General features: G+C 67.0%; 13 protein-coding genes, 1 tRNA gene and 1 pseudogene. 7 read left to right on the plus strand and 8 right to left on the minus strand.

The features are described 5' to 3' along the window. Nucleotides 1–141: 141 nt before the first annotated feature. Nucleotides 142–217, minus strand: a tRNA-Phe gene (locus tag ACE039_RS10395). Nucleotides 218–524: 307 nt separating this feature from the next. Here ACE039_RS10395 and hemA point away from each other — a divergent pair. The 5 genes from hemA (at nucleotide 525) to ACE039_RS10420 (ending at nucleotide 4,840) form a co-directional block, all read left to right on the plus strand. Next, nucleotides 525–1,799 carry a glutamyl-tRNA reductase gene (hemA, locus tag ACE039_RS10400; protein WP_006216078.1) on the plus strand — a complete coding sequence of 425 codons (1,275 nt, stop codon included), beginning with the start codon at nucleotides 525–527 and terminating at the stop codon, nucleotides 1,797–1,799. An 84-nt stretch (nucleotides 1,800–1,883) separates the two neighbouring features. Next, nucleotides 1,884–2,966, plus strand: a complete 1,083-nt coding sequence (gene prfA, locus ACE039_RS10405; RefSeq protein WP_105558739.1) for a peptide chain release factor 1 — start codon at nucleotides 1,884–1,886, stop codon at nucleotides 2,964–2,966. Between the two features lie 10 nt (nucleotides 2,967–2,976). Beyond that, nucleotides 2,977–3,810 carry a peptide chain release factor N(5)-glutamine methyltransferase gene (prmC, locus tag ACE039_RS10410; protein ID WP_310034399.1) on the plus strand — a complete coding sequence of 278 codons (834 nt, stop codon included), beginning with the start codon at nucleotides 2,977–2,979 and terminating at the stop codon, nucleotides 3,808–3,810. A gap of 132 nt (nucleotides 3,811–3,942) precedes the next feature. After that, nucleotides 3,943–4,269 (plus strand): Grx4 family monothiol glutaredoxin, encoded by a 327-nt coding sequence (grxD, locus tag ACE039_RS10415; protein WP_006227137.1) that lies wholly within the window; start codon nucleotides 3,943–3,945, stop codon nucleotides 4,267–4,269. 7 nt (nucleotides 4,270–4,276) lie between these two features. Beyond that, entirely contained in the window at nucleotides 4,277–4,840 is a 564-nt protein-coding gene (locus tag ACE039_RS10420) for a UbiX family flavin prenyltransferase (protein ID WP_105558737.1), read from the plus strand. An 85-nt stretch (nucleotides 4,841–4,925) separates the two neighbouring features. On the opposite strand, the gene ACE039_RS10425 is transcribed toward ACE039_RS10420, so the two are convergent. Continuing rightward, nucleotides 4,926–5,999 carry a tetratricopeptide repeat protein gene (locus ACE039_RS10425; RefSeq protein ID WP_332008449.1) on the minus strand — a complete coding sequence of 358 codons (1,074 nt, stop codon included), beginning with the start codon at nucleotides 5,997–5,999 and terminating at the stop codon, nucleotides 4,926–4,928. A gap of 174 nt (nucleotides 6,000–6,173) precedes the next feature. Between ACE039_RS10425 and ACE039_RS10430 the strand changes: the two genes are divergently transcribed. After that, nucleotides 6,174–6,968, plus strand: coding sequence for a MetQ/NlpA family ABC transporter substrate-binding protein (locus ACE039_RS10430; protein WP_485822330.1), 795 nt, complete (start codon nucleotides 6,174–6,176; stop codon nucleotides 6,966–6,968). Nucleotides 6,969–6,995: 27 nt separating this feature from the next. On the opposite strand, the gene ACE039_RS10435 is transcribed toward ACE039_RS10430, so the two are convergent. Genes ACE039_RS10435 through ACE039_RS10450 form a run of 4 tightly spaced genes read right to left on the minus strand, consistent with a single transcriptional unit; the run spans nucleotide 6,996 to nucleotide 11,150 of the window. Then, nucleotides 6,996–7,811 (minus strand): SDR family NAD(P)-dependent oxidoreductase, encoded by an 816-nt coding sequence (locus ACE039_RS10435; RefSeq protein ID WP_485822331.1) that lies wholly within the window; start codon nucleotides 7,809–7,811, stop codon nucleotides 6,996–6,998. Then, a complete protein-coding gene (locus ACE039_RS10440; protein ID WP_448713189.1) occupies nucleotides 7,808–8,599 on the minus strand; it encodes a citryl-CoA lyase in 792 nt (263 codons plus the stop codon). The genes ACE039_RS10435 and ACE039_RS10440 overlap by 4 nt, the downstream gene beginning before the upstream one ends. Beyond that, nucleotides 8,596–10,134, minus strand: coding sequence for a class I adenylate-forming enzyme family protein (locus tag ACE039_RS10445; RefSeq protein WP_485822332.1), 1,539 nt, complete (start codon nucleotides 10,132–10,134; stop codon nucleotides 8,596–8,598). Before ACE039_RS10445 ends, ACE039_RS10440 begins: the two co-directional genes overlap by 4 nt. 26 nt (nucleotides 10,135–10,160) lie before the next feature. Beyond that, nucleotides 10,161–11,150: a Bug family tripartite tricarboxylate transporter substrate binding protein gene (locus tag ACE039_RS10450; protein ID WP_448713191.1), complete on the minus strand. Its 990-nt coding sequence runs from the start codon at nucleotides 11,148–11,150 to the stop codon at nucleotides 10,161–10,163. 102 nt (nucleotides 11,151–11,252) lie between these two features. Here ACE039_RS10450 and ACE039_RS10455 point away from each other — a divergent pair, with 102 nt between their 5' ends. Next, the gene (locus tag ACE039_RS10455) at nucleotides 11,253–12,059 is read left to right on the plus strand and encodes an IclR family transcriptional regulator (protein WP_485822333.1); all 807 of its coding nucleotides are present in this window, start codon (nucleotides 11,253–11,255) and stop codon (nucleotides 12,057–12,059) included. On the opposite strand, the gene ACE039_RS10460 is transcribed toward ACE039_RS10455, so the two are convergent. Further along, complete coding sequence (locus ACE039_RS10460) at nucleotides 12,007–12,552, minus strand: DUF934 domain-containing protein (RefSeq protein WP_105558729.1); 546 nt, start codon at nucleotides 12,550–12,552, stop codon at nucleotides 12,007–12,009. The genes ACE039_RS10455 and ACE039_RS10460 overlap by 53 nt on opposite strands. Then, nucleotides 12,545–12,759: pseudogene (locus tag ACE039_RS10465) on the minus strand (nitrite/sulfite reductase); the annotation flags it as partial. The gene ACE039_RS10460 and the pseudogene ACE039_RS10465, both read right to left, overlap by 8 nt.

A 12,759-nucleotide genomic window follows, 5' to 3' on the forward strand; every position in this document is an offset into this window, starting at 1 on the left:
TTCAATCCTCTGCTCTACCGACTGAGCTACCAGGCCAATACCTGAACAGGTACGCTTTGCAAAAAGCCCAGCGCGGGGCTGGGCTTTTTTTGGGGTTTGGTATTGGCTGCCTGTTGGCTACCGCAACCCCAATAATTCTTTTGGTGGCCTGGGGCGGAATCGAACCACCGACACAAGGATTTTCAATCCTCTGCTCTACCGACTGAGCTACCAGGCCAACGAAGTCCGCAACTATACACAAATTTCTGGCCGTGCGCCAGCCAGCGCGGAAAAATCCTCCATCCCTTTTGGCAGGCGCACTTGCGCCAAGTGTTGGGTGAATGGCACGGATGGGTGCGGCGCAGGGTCGCGGCAGGGGGGCAGATTGGCCTGGGGATAACCCGCAGGGGTATAATCTTGAACGGTCTGCTGTTACGGGCAGGGGCATGTTGCAGGTTCGCCTTTCGCAGTCTTTCGCACCTATTTGCACGTAACGCATTGTTCTTGGTGGCAGTTCTCTTGGTGGCAGTTCTTCACGCTAACTCATGTCGGTAGCTGTCCTTGCCTTCGGTCTGAATCACACGTCCGCGCCGGTTTCGGTCCGCGAACGCGTGTCCATGCCCGTCGATCTGGTCAAGCCCGCGCTGGAAGGCCTGCGTTCGGCGTTTGGCGGCTCGGTCCGCGAAGCCGCCATTCTGTCCACCTGTAACCGCACCGAAATCTACTGCGCCGCTGACGGCCATGTTGCCGATCAACTGCCCGCCTGGCTGGCTGAACACAACCGCCTGGACGCCGGCACGCTGCGCCCGCACCTGTACCGCCATCATCAAGACGACGCCGTTCGTCACGCCTTCCGCGTGGCCAGCGGCCTGGATTCCATGGTGCTGGGCGAAACCCAGATCGTGGGCCAGATGAAGGACGCCGTGCGCGCCGCCGGCGAAGCCGGATCGCTGGGCACCTTGCTGCATCAGATGTTCCAGCGCACCTTCTCGGTCGCCAAGGAAGTGCGGTCGCAAACCGCCATCGGCGCGCAGTCGGTGTCCATGGCCGCTGCCGCCGTCCGCCTGGCCGAACGCGTGTTCGGCAATCTGGACCAGGCCCGCACGCTGTTCATCGGCGCGGGCGAAATGATTGAATTGTGCGCCACGCACTTCGCCGCGCAACGCCCGCGCAGCATGGTCGTGGCCAACCGCACCGCCGAACGCGCCGAAATCCTGGCCAATCGCTTTTCGGCCAGCACCATGAAGCTGTCTGACCTGACCGAACGGCTGTCGGAGTTCGACGTCATCGTGTCCTGTACGGCAAGCTCCTTGCCCATCCTCGGGCTGGGGATGGTGGAACGGGCCACGCGCCTGCGCCGCCACCGCCCGATGGTCATGATCGACCTGGCCGTGCCGCGCGATATCGAACCCGAAGTCGGCCGCCTGGACGACGTCTACCTGTACTCGGTGGACGACCTGGGCCGCCTGGTGCAGACCGGCACCGACGCGCGCCGCGCCGCCGTCGTGCAGGCCGAAGCCATCATCGAAACTCGCGTCCAGGGCTTCATGCACTGGATGCAATCCCGCGAAGTGGTGCCCGTCATCCGCGACCTGCACCAGGCCGCCGAAGACGTCCGCGCCGCCGAACTGGAACGCGCGCGTCGGTTGCTGGCGCGCGGCGAATCGCCCGAAGCCGTGCTGGAACAGCTGGCGCACGGGCTGACGCAAAAATACCTGCACGGCCCGCTGGCGGCGTTGAACCGCAGCGAAGGCGACGACCGCAAGCAATTGCTTGCCTGGATGCCGCGCCTGTTCCCCGGCCGCGACTCCCGCCGTTAGCGAATCTGTCCCACGTCCCGCCTCCTGGCGGGCGTTCGTCTTGTGGGCGCCCGCTATTCCTGTCTTTTCTTTGGTCATTCCCCCATGAAATCTTCCATGCGCAGCCGGCTGGAGCATCTGTGTAACCGCCTGACCGAGGTGGACGCGTTGCTGGCCCAACCGGAAACCGCGTCCGATATGGACCGTTTCCGCAAGCTTTCGCGCGAACGCGCCGAGCTGGAACCCGTGGTCGAGGCCTTCACGGCTTTTGCCCGGACCGAGGAAGACCTGGCGACTGCCCAGGAAATGCTGTCCGATCCCGACATGAAGGCCATGGCGGAAGACGAGATCAAATCGGGTCGCGGCAAGCTGGAAGGCCTGGAAAGCGCATTGCAACTGTTGCTGCTGCCGCGCGACCCCAATGACGGCCGCAGCGTGTTCCTGGAAATCCGCGCGGGCACGGGCGGCGACGAAAGCGCGCTGTTCTCGGGCGACCTGCTGCGCATGTACACGCGCTACGCGGAAACGCGCGGCTGGCGCGTCGAACTGATGTCGGAAAGCCCCTCGGAACTGGGTGGCTACAAGGAAGTGATCGCGCGTATTGACGGCGACGGCGCCTATGGCCGCCTGAAGTTCGAATCCGGCGCGCATCGCGTGCAGCGCGTGCCCGCGACCGAAGCGCAGGGCCGCATTCACACGTCGGCCTGCACCGTGGCCATCATGGCGGAAGCCGACGAGATGTCGGAAATCGTCATCAACCCCAGCGACCTGCGCATCGACACGTTCCGCGCCAGCGGCGCCGGCGGCCAGCACATCAACAAGACCGATTCGGCCGTGCGCATCACTCACTTGCCCACGGGCCTGGTGGTGGAATGCCAGGACGACCGTTCGCAGCACCGCAACAAGGACAAGGCCATGCAGGTGCTGGCCGCGCGCCTGAAAGACAAGGAAACCCGCGAACGGCAAAGCAAGGAAGCCGCCGAGCGCAAGAGCCTGATCGGCACGGGCGACCGTTCCGAGCGCATCCGCACCTATAACTTCCCGCAGGGCCGCGTGACGGACCACCGCATCAACCTGACGCTGTACAAGCTGCAGCAGATCATGGAAGGCGATCTGGAAGAGCTGACCGGCGCGCTGATCGCCGAACACCAGGCCGAGCAGTTGGCGGCCCTGGGCGACGACATCTGAGCCGCGCGCCATGACCGCGCCCCTGCTCAACAGTCTGCTGGCCGACACCCGGCTGCCGCGCCTGGAAGTGCGCATGCTGCTGGAGCACGTGCTGGGCAAACCGCGCGCGTGGCTGCTGGCGCATGACACCGATCCGCTGGATCCCGCGGTGGCGGCGGCCTATGAGGCGTTGCTGGCGCGGCGCCTGGCCGGCGAGCCCATGGCCTATCTGCTGGGCCACCGCGAGTTCATGGGCCACCGGTTCCGCGTGACGCCCGATGTGCTGATCCCGCGTCCGGATACCGAGGTGCTGGTGGAGACCGCGCTGGAATGCGTGGCTGGCGTGGCGGGCCCCGCCGTGCTGGACCTGGGCACGGGCAGCGGAGCCATCGCGATCTCGATCGCGCTGGCCCGCCGCGATGCGCGGGTGATGGCCTCGGACGTCAGCGCGGCCGCGCTGGCGGTGGCTGCCGGCAACGCCTGGGACCTGACCGCGTCGGTGCGTTTCGTGGAAGGCAGCTGGTACGGCGCCGTGCCTGCGGGCGAGGGCTTCGACCTGATCGTGTCGAATCCGCCCTATGTGGCCAGCGACGACCCGCACCTGGACCAGGGCGACCTGCGTTTCGAGCCGCGGGGCGCGCTGACCGACGGCGCGGGCGGGCTGGAAGACCTGGGCCGCATCGTGGCGGGGGCCGGCCGGCACCTGAAACCGGGCGGCTCGCTGTGGCTGGAGCACGGCTGGGACCAGGCGCAGGCGGTGCGTGGCCTGCTGGCCGAGGCCGGCTTCGAGGACGTGCGCAGCCGGCAAGACCTGGCCGGAATCGAACGGATTTCGGGCGGGCGCTGGCGGTCCGCCGGACGTTGATCCGCGCGCTCTGTTACAGATTCTGCCCCTGAATTCCCGGCATAGGCCGGCGCCGCATCCGGGTAATCCGGGCGGTTTCGCCGGCTGTACCTATAATTGGCGTATTCCGTTATGCCTGTCCAAGAGACCACCATGAGCGACGTTCAAGAATTCATCCGCGAAACCGTGACCCAGCACCCCGTCGTGCTGTTCATGAAGGGCACCGCCCAATTCCCGCAATGCGGCTTTTCCGGCAAGGCCATCCAGATCCTGAAGGGCTGTGGCGTGAAGAAGCTGGTTACCGTCAATGTGCTGGAAGACGACGAAGTCCGCCAGGGCATCAAGGAATTCTCCAGCTGGCCCACCATCCCGCAGCTGTACGTGGCGGGCGAGTTCATCGGCGGTTCGGACATCATGAACGAGATGAACGAATCCGGTGAACTGAAGACGCTGCTGGAGCAATCCGGCGCCACGGCCTAAGCCGCCCATGCGGCGACTGGTCGTCGGCATCACGGGCGCCACCGGCGCGCTCTACGCGGTGCGCATGCTGCAAGCGCTGCGCGGCGTGGACGATGTCGAGACGCATCTGGTGGTGTCGGCGTCCGGCGTGCTGAACATCAAGCATGAACTGGATGTCGGCCGCCACGACATCTACGCGCTGGCCGACCACGTGCACTCCGTGCGCGACGTGGGCGCCACGCTGGCCAGCGGCGCGTTCCAGACGGCGGGCATGGTGATCGTGCCCTGCTCGATGCGCACGTTGGCGGCCGTGGCCCACGGCCTGTCCGACAACCTCATCACGCGCGCCGCCGACGTCACCCTGAAGGAACGCCGGCGCCTGGTGCTGATGGTGCGGGAAACGCCCTTCAACCTGGCGCACCTGCGCAACATGACCGCCGTGACCGAAATGGGCGGCATCGTGTTTCCGCCGCTGCCCGCCTTCTACCACCGGCCGGCCTCCATCGAAGAGATGGTCGATCACACGGTGGCGCGCGTGCTGGAACTGTTCGACATCGTCGTGCCCGGTCCGCACTGGGAAGGCATGAAGTAGGGATCCCGCAGGATCCCCATTGCGCTGGCCTATTGCAGCCGGCTTATTGCAGCCGGCTCATTGCAGCCCGCTTATTGCCGCCGGCTCACTGCACCAGCCCCAGCCCGTTCAGCGCCGCCAGGTTTTCCGGCCATTGGCGCGCGCGGGCGTTCTGCAGTTCGATGCGGGCCCAGGCCATCCAGCCTGCCCATTCGATGCGCTTGTCCCACGCGGTGCCCCATGCCTGCAAGGCCGCCAGGCCGGCGGCTGCGTGCTGTTCGGCCGCGTCGAAATCCCCCGACGTCAGCGCCAGCTGCGCCAGCAGCAGCCGGGGTTCGCCTACCCACGGATTGTGCGCGACCGCGGCTTCCAGCAGATGGCGGGCGCTGTCCATTTCCGTCAGCGGATGCATGCGCGTGATGACCTGCCAGTACAGCGCGCTGGCGGCGGCTTCGTCGCGCGGGCTGAGCGTGGCGCGGCACTGGTCGAACGCGGGCGGGACGGGGATGCCGGTGTCGGCGGGCATGCGCGACAGCGGCGCCAGCAGGTGCGAGAGCATCGACAGGATGTTCGACGGCGGCTTCAACGGGCCGGGCCACAGCGACGACGCCCAGTTCGTCTTCAGGTCACGGCGCTGCTGCTGCGGATAGCCGGCGAAGATCTCGTCCTGCCAGCTGTGCCATTGTTCGCCGATGTCGGCGGCGGACACCACGATGAAGGCGGCGACCTGGCGCGGCGTCAAGGTGAAGACCTGGCCGTCGGCGCCTTCCAGCGTCATCCCGTCGTTGCCTGCGCCCTGGCCTTGCAGCACCGCCTGCACGAATTTCGTGCGCGGCATCGCGCAGAACAGGCTGACCCATTCTTCAGCTTCCGTGCCCAGCACGTCGCGCAAGGTTGAGCGCTCGCGTTCGCGGTCGAACAGCGTCAGGTCCACGTATTCATTGCCGTAGACGCTGTGGAACAGGCCCAGCAGGCGCACTTCGCGCGGCTGGTCCCATAGCGTCAGCGTGCGGTACACGCCCAGCAGGTGATGCTTGAAGGTGCCGGCCTTGTGCCAGTCTTCGCCGGCGCTGCGCGCGAACAGCAGGTCCAGCAACGCGGGCAGGTCCGCATCGACGGCGGCATAGTGATCGGCAAGCAGGGCGCGGGCCTGCGGGTGGAGGTCGTTGGACGTGGGCATGGCGTTGGCGTGATGAATGAATGCAGCCGCTATTGTGTCCGCATGGCGCGGGCTTGTCATGGCCGTGCGCCTTATATGGTTTTGGGCATATCAATATGAATATTCATGGCTTCCGGTTTTGAAGCGCCGTCACTAGAATCGCGGGTCATTCTTTTCTTTCCGTAGAGCCCCACCATGCGCCTTCGCCATTCCCTGGCCGTTCTTGCCTCGTTGATCAGTATTGCCGCCGGCCCGGCCATGGCGCAGGACGCCGAACTGAAGGTGGGCGTGACCGTCGGCCCGCACGCGCAGATCGGCGAAGTGGTGCAGCAGGTGGCGGCCAAAGACGGCCTGAAAGTGAAGCTGATCGAGTTCAGCGACTTCATCCAGCCGAACGCGGCGCTGGACGCCAAGGAGCTGGACCTGAACATCTACCAGCACAAGCCTTTCCTGGATTCGCAGAACAAGGCGCGCGGCTACAAGCTGGTGCCGGTGGCGACCGCCGTGGTGCAGCAGATGGGCATCTATTCCAAGCGCGTGAAGTCGCTGGATGATTTGCCGCAGGGCGGCAAGGTGGCGATTCCGAACGACCCGACCAACGGCGCCCGCGCGTTGCTGGTGTTGCAGGCCGCCAAGCTGATCAAGTTGAAGGACGGCGTGACGGTGACGGCGTCGCTGTTCGACGTGGTCGAAAATCCCAAGAACCTGAAGTTCATTGAAATCGAAGCGGCGCAGTTGCCACATTCGCTGTCCGACGTGGACGCGGCCGCCGTGAATTCGGCCTACGCCATCCCGGCCGGCCTGTCGCCCGCCAAGGATGCGCTGGCGCTGGAAAGCAAGGACGCGCCGTTCGCGGCGGTGGTGATCGCCGCGCGCGAAGACAACAAGAACGATCCACGCATCGCGCGGTTCATCAAGGCGTACCAATCGGATGAGGTGAAGGCGTTCGTGGCCAAGCAGTTCCCCGGCGCCTACTCCACCTCCTGGTAAGCGGCGCCGCGCCTGGCGGCGGGGCCGTCAGGCGTATTTGCCCGTCAATCCGCCGTCCACGACCAGTTCCGTGCCGGTGATATAGGACGCCTCATCCGAGGCCAGGAACGCCACCGCTTTCGCGACCTCCCAGGGGGTGCCCATCCGGCCCATCGGCACTTGCTTGTCGCGCGCGGCCAGGGCCGCCTGAAGGTTGTCCGGGTCGAACATCCGCGCCACGTTCTTCGCCACGCGGGGCGTGTCGATCAAGCCCGGGATGACGGTGTTCACGCGGATGCCGTCGGCGGCGTATTGCTGAGCCGCCATGCGCGCGAAGTGAATCACGGCGGCCTTGCTGACGCTGTAGGCCAGGTGCGGATAGCCGGTGTACCGGATGCCCGCGATGGACGACACCGTGACGATCGCGCCGCCGCCTTGCGCGCGCATCAACGGCGCCAGCAGGCGCGTGGCGATGAGCAGGCTGGTCACGTTCACTTGCTGGATGCGGTCCCAGTCTTCCAGCGAGATCTCTTCCGGTCCGCCCACTTTGCCGATGCCGGCGTTGGCTTGCAGGATGTCGATGCGCCCGTAGCGGCGCAGCGCGGCATCCACCGCGGCCTGCATCGCATCGGGGTCGGCCACGTCCGCCTGCACCGGCAAGGCGCTGCCGCCCGCCTGCTCCACTTCATGCGCGGCGTCTTCCGCGGCGGCCAGATGGGCGTCCAGCGCCACGATGGCCGCGCCTTGCCGCGCCAGGGTCACGCAACTGGCTTTGCCGATGCTCCAGCCGGTGGCCGACGCGCCGGCTCCTGCCACCAGGGCGATCTTGCCCGCCAGGCGGGTGTCGGCGGCGGCGGCCGTCATGCGGATTCCCCGCCGTCCTGCTGATGGGTCTTGCCCTTGCCCACGTATGGGATGGCGTGGTCGATGGTCTCCCAGATATAGCGGCCCGACGGGCTCTGCTGTTCTTCCGCCACGTGCGACACCAGCCCGGCCGCGCGCGAGATCACGGCGAATCCGCGCATCAGGTCGGTCGGCACGCCGATCTCGCTAAGCAGCGCCGCCACCGCGCCCGTGGCATTGATGGTGATGTGTTTGCCATAGGTCTCGTCCACGGCCGCGGCCAGCAGACGCAGGGCCTTCACCGACGCGCCGTCCAGGTCCGGCTCGGCCTCGGCCAGCGCCAGCAGCTTGATCGAACGCGGGTCGTCGGGCTTGTGCAGGTGGTGCCCGAAGCCGGGCAACGCGCGGCGCTGTTCGCGGAATTCACGCGCGATGGCCAGCGCTTCGGTCCGGCCATCCGCCGCCTGCTTGATGCGGTCCAGCAGCCGCGAGCAGTTCTCCATGGTGCCGACGAACTGGCTGCCCACCGCCATCAGGCCCGAGGCCACCGCGCCTTGCAGGTTTTCCGGCGCGCTCATGTAGATCAGGCGCGTGGCGATGGCGCTGGGCGTCATGCCGTGCTCCATCAGCGTCACCAGCACGGCGTCGACGATGCGCATGTCCACCGGGCGCGCGTCGCGGCCCAGGATTTGCATGATCATGACTTCGGTAAAGGTCTTCTTGCCGATCAGGTCTTCGACCAGGTCGACGTCGCGGTACGACATCCCGGTCAGGTGATGGGCGCAGAGGCGGGTTTCGGGCGTGTTCATGGCGTCTCCTTTTGCGCGGCGGCGCGCACGGCGTTTTTCAGGACCTTGCCGACGCTGGAGCGTGGCAGGCTTTCATGGATATGGAATTGCTTGGGCGTGGCCACGGGGCCCAGCAAGGCGCGCACGTGGGCCTTGAGCGCATCGGCGTCCGCCTGCGCGCCGGGGTGGAACTGCACGGCGGCGTGGACGGCTTCGCCCCACTTGTCGTCCGGCAGGCCGAAGACCGAGCATTCATACACGGCGGGGTGCGAGGACAGCGCGTTCTCGACATCCACGGGATAGACGTTGAAGCCGCCGGTGATGATGACGTCGCGCAGGCGGTCCTTCAGGAACAGGTAGCCGCGGGCGTCGATCAGGCCGGTGTCGCCGGTATGCAGCCAGCCGTCGACCAGTGTTTCGGCGGTCTTCTCCGGCAGGCGCCAGTAACCCGTCATCGTCAGGTCGCCCTGCACCACGACTTCGCCGATCTCGCCGCGCGGCAGCAGCGCGCCGTCGGGGCCCATGATGGCCACGTCCGACAGCCAGGTCGCGCGGCCGACAGAGGCGCGGTTCTGCGGCGCCTCCAGGTCGGCGGGGCGCAGCACGGTGGCGATCTGGGGCGCCTCGGTCTGCCCGTAGGTGGTGCCCAGTACGGGGCCGAAGAAGTCGCGCGCGCGATCGATCTTTTCGGGTGGCATGGGCGCGCCGCCGTAGATCAGGTTGCGCAGGGCGGGAAAGTCCGCGCGCGACACGCCGTCCTGCGCCATGATCATGTAGATCAGCGTGGGCGGCATGAAGCTCAAGGTGCCGCCGCGCTCGCGAAACGCTGCCGTGATGGTCGCGGGGGTGACGGTGTCCAGCAGCAGGTGCGCGCCGCCGCAGGCCAGCACGGGCAAGAGATAGGTGCCCGTGCCGTGGGTGATGGGGGCCGACACCACGTAGCGGTCGTCGCGGGTCAGCGCCCAGCTGGTGATCTGGTTGATGATGCCGGCGTTCCAGGCGCGGTAGGGCTGCATCACGCCCTTGGGCAGGCCCGTGGTGCCGCCCGTGAATTTGATGGCTTGCGTGGCGTCGCGGGACAGCGCGTGGCGCACCGGCTCCTGGCCGGCGTATTCGCGCAGCAACGCGTCCAGGCGCAGGCCGCTGCCGTCTTCGCTGCCGCCACGCGGCGGGCTTGCCTGGCCGGCTTCCAGGTTGATCCGGGCGCAGTTCGACGGCGGCGCCAAGGGCTCGCCGGCGTGGTCGACGATGACGATGGAAGGTTCGGTGGCATCCAGGATGCGGCCGATCTCGCGCGCGGTGCTGCGATAGTTGAGCGGCACCCAGACCTTGCCGCTGGCCAACACGGCCAGCAGCGCCAGGATATGCCGCGCCGAGTTGCCGGCGCAGATGGCGACCCGGGTCTGCGGCTCGGGATCCAGGCGCTGTAGCGCGGCCGCCAACGCCCGCGTGTCGGCCGCCAGTTGCGCATAGGTGACGGCGCCTTCGGGGCCGTCCAGCGCGACGCGTTCGGGATACTGCTCGGCCGCGCGGAAAAAGAAATCGATCGGGTACACCTGTGCTCCTTGGGTATTGGCGGGCCTTAGTTGGCCTTGAGGTCGGCGCGTTTGACGACGGCGCCCCATTTGCCGATTTCGCTATCGATCTTTTTCGCGAAGGTCTCGGGCGTATTGGGCTGGGCGGGCGCATAGAAGCCGGACTGTTGATAGGAGGCCTGCAGCGCGGGGCTGGCCAGCGCCTGGTTCAGCGCTTCGTTCAGGCGCGCGATGACAGGCGCGGGCGTGCCGGCGGGCGCGACCAGGCCAAACCACGATTCCACGTCGAAGCCGGGCAAGCCGGATTCAGCCAGCGTGGGCACGTCGGGCGTGGACGGCAGCCGCTGGGGCGACGTGACGCCGATGGCGCGCAGCTTGCCGGCCTGCACGTGGGGCAGCGACGACGGCAGGTTGTCGAACATGGAATCCACCTGGCCGCCCAGCAGGTCGGCCACGGCGGGGCCGCTGCCGCGGTACGGCACATGCAGGATGTCGGCGCCCGTTTCCATCTTGAACAGTTCGCACGACAGGTGGATGGACGAGCCGCTGCCAGACGACGCGCACGTCAGCTTGCCGGGGTGCTGCTTGGCGTAGGCGATGTATTCCTGCACGGTCTTGACCGGCACCTTGGGGTTGACGACCAGGATGTTGGGGATGGTCGCCACTAGGCCGATGGGCTTGAAATCCTTGATGAAGTCGTAGTTCAGCTGGCTGTACAACGTGCGGTTGATCGTGTTGGCGATGGACCCCATGTACAGCGTGTAGCCGTCGGGCGTGGCGCGTGACACGATTTCCGCCCCGATGTTGCTGTTGGCGCCGGTCTTGTTTTCGACCACGAACGTCTGGCCCAGCGCTTCCGACAGCGACTTGGCCATCAGGCGGGCGACGATGTCGGTGGCGCCGCCTGCGGCGTAGCCCACGACAAGGGTCACGGGCCGTTCGGGATACGGCTTGGCCGCAAGGGCAGGGGTGCCAAGGGTCAACGCGCCGCCCAGGGCCGTCGCCAGGGCCGCCAGCCGTCTGGTAAGTGTCTTCATTGTTGTCTCCGTCCTGTTTGTCTAATATTTGGACAGATCTTTGTCTGCCCGATTTCATATTGGGCTCTGATAGGGCGGTCATCAACGCAACGTGTCCAAAATATGAACAAACCGGATCAGGAAGCATCGGGGCCCGTCGTGCTGCGCCGCGGCTTGCGGGTGCTGGGCGTATTGCGCCAGGCGGGGGCTGCGGGCCTGCACGTGGTGGACATCGCGCGGGCGGCGGGCATGCAGCGTTCCACCGCCTATCGCTACCTGGATGTGTTGGTGGAAGAGGGGTATGCGCTGCGCGAATCCGAGGCGCCGCGTTGGCGCATCGCGGAACTGGGCGTGATGATGGCGGGCGATCCGCATGCGCAGGCGGTGCGCGGCCTGCGTCCGGTGCTGCGCCAGATCAGCGATGTGACCGGAGATTCCGCGTTCCTCATCTGCCGGGCGGCGAACGATTCGTTATGCCTGCACCGCGAAGTGGGCAACTACCCGGTGCAGGTGCTGGCGGTGACGGTCGGGCACCGTCAACCGCTGGGCGTGGGGGCGGCGGGGCTGGCGCTGCTGGCGGCGTTGCCGCCGGCCGAAGCCGATGAGGTCGTGGCGCAAAACGAGCAGGCGCTGCGCGCCTACGGCGGCATGACCGGCGTGCAGATGCGGCGGTTGGTCGAGAACACGCGGGATCGGGGCTGGTCGGTGGTGGGCAACGCCGCGGTGCCGGGCGTGCTGGGCGTGGGCGTGGCGTTGTGCGACGCGGGCGGCTACCCGCGCCTGGCGGTCAGCGTGTCCAGCCTGATCGACCGGATGCAGGCGCCGCGCCAGCGCAGCATCGCGGAATTGATCCGCGGCCAGCTGGCGCAGGACGAGGTCAGGCGGCTGCCGGGGGCGGCGCCCGGTACGTCTTCTGGTAGTGCACGGTGAAGGTGTTGAACGCGTCCAGCGCCTTCTTCGGGTCGTGCCCGGCCTTGACCAGGAAGCTGTTGAAGCCCACGCGCGCCTGGTAGTGGATGGTGTCGATCATCACGTCGCCCACCGCGCGCAGTTCGCCCGTCCATTGGTACTGGGTGCGCAGCAGTTGGGCCAGCGAATAGCCTCGGCCGTCGGTGTAGTTGGGGAAGTCCACCGCGATGAAGGCGATGCCGGCGGGGTCCAGCGTGCCGTCGGGCTCGGCCAGCTCGCGCAGGTCGGCATCGGGTTCCAGTCGCACGGCGACGGGGTGCCGATGGCGGCGCAAGGTCGCGCGGGAGGCTTTCCAGACAGAAAGGGGCACGATCCAGCCGGGTTCGTCGCTGGGCACCTGGCCTTCGGCGGCGACTTCCGGTTCGGGAACGAACGGCCGCGCCGTGTCGGCTTGCAGGCGGCCGTCAAGGATCAGGTGCGGGCCGGGAGCGTCGTGGGCGTACAGGTCAGGCATGGGCGGGCTCGGCGCTTTGTGCGGGTTTGGCGAAGGCGGGATCGGCGTATACGTCTTGCTTGAAGGGGTCGATGCCGACGCGGTCCACCACGTCGATGAAGCGTTCGATTTCGCTGTCGCGCAGGCCCAGATAGGTGCGGATCAGGCGATCAACCACGCCGGGCACCTGGTCGCGGGCGAACGACGGGCCGATGATGCGGCCCAGGG

This window comes from Achromobacter maghribensis (genome assembly GCF_057334215.1).

Coding starts and splice junctions, on each gene's coding strand:
- ACE039_RS10435 (WP_485822331.1), bottom strand. CDS start 7,811: ATGACGGCCGCCGCCGCCGACACCCGCCTGGCGGGCAAGATCGCCCTG.
- prmC (WP_310034399.1), top strand. CDS start 2,977: ATGACCGCGCCCCTGCTCAACAGTCTGCTGGCCGACACCCGGCTGCCG.
- ACE039_RS10430 (WP_485822330.1), top strand. CDS start 6,174: ATGCGCCTTCGCCATTCCCTGGCCGTTCTTGCCTCGTTGATCAGTATT.
- ACE039_RS10450 (WP_448713191.1), bottom strand. CDS start 11,150: ATGAAGACACTTACCAGACGGCTGGCGGCCCTGGCGACGGCCCTGGGC.
- ACE039_RS10425 (WP_332008449.1), bottom strand. CDS start 5,999: ATGCCCACGTCCAACGACCTCCACCCGCAGGCCCGCGCCCTGCTTGCC.
- ACE039_RS10420 (WP_105558737.1), top strand. CDS start 4,277: ATGCGGCGACTGGTCGTCGGCATCACGGGCGCCACCGGCGCGCTCTAC.
- grxD (WP_006227137.1), top strand. CDS start 3,943: ATGAGCGACGTTCAAGAATTCATCCGCGAAACCGTGACCCAGCACCCC.
- ACE039_RS10455 (WP_485822333.1), top strand. CDS start 11,253: ATGAACAAACCGGATCAGGAAGCATCGGGGCCCGTCGTGCTGCGCCGC.
- hemA (WP_006216078.1), top strand. CDS start 525: ATGTCGGTAGCTGTCCTTGCCTTCGGTCTGAATCACACGTCCGCGCCG.
- ACE039_RS10440 (WP_448713189.1), bottom strand. CDS start 8,599: ATGAACACGCCCGAAACCCGCCTCTGCGCCCATCACCTGACCGGGATG.
- prfA (WP_105558739.1), top strand. CDS start 1,884: ATGAAATCTTCCATGCGCAGCCGGCTGGAGCATCTGTGTAACCGCCTG.
- ACE039_RS10460 (WP_105558729.1), bottom strand. CDS start 12,552: ATGCCTGACCTGTACGCCCACGACGCTCCCGGCCCGCACCTGATCCTT.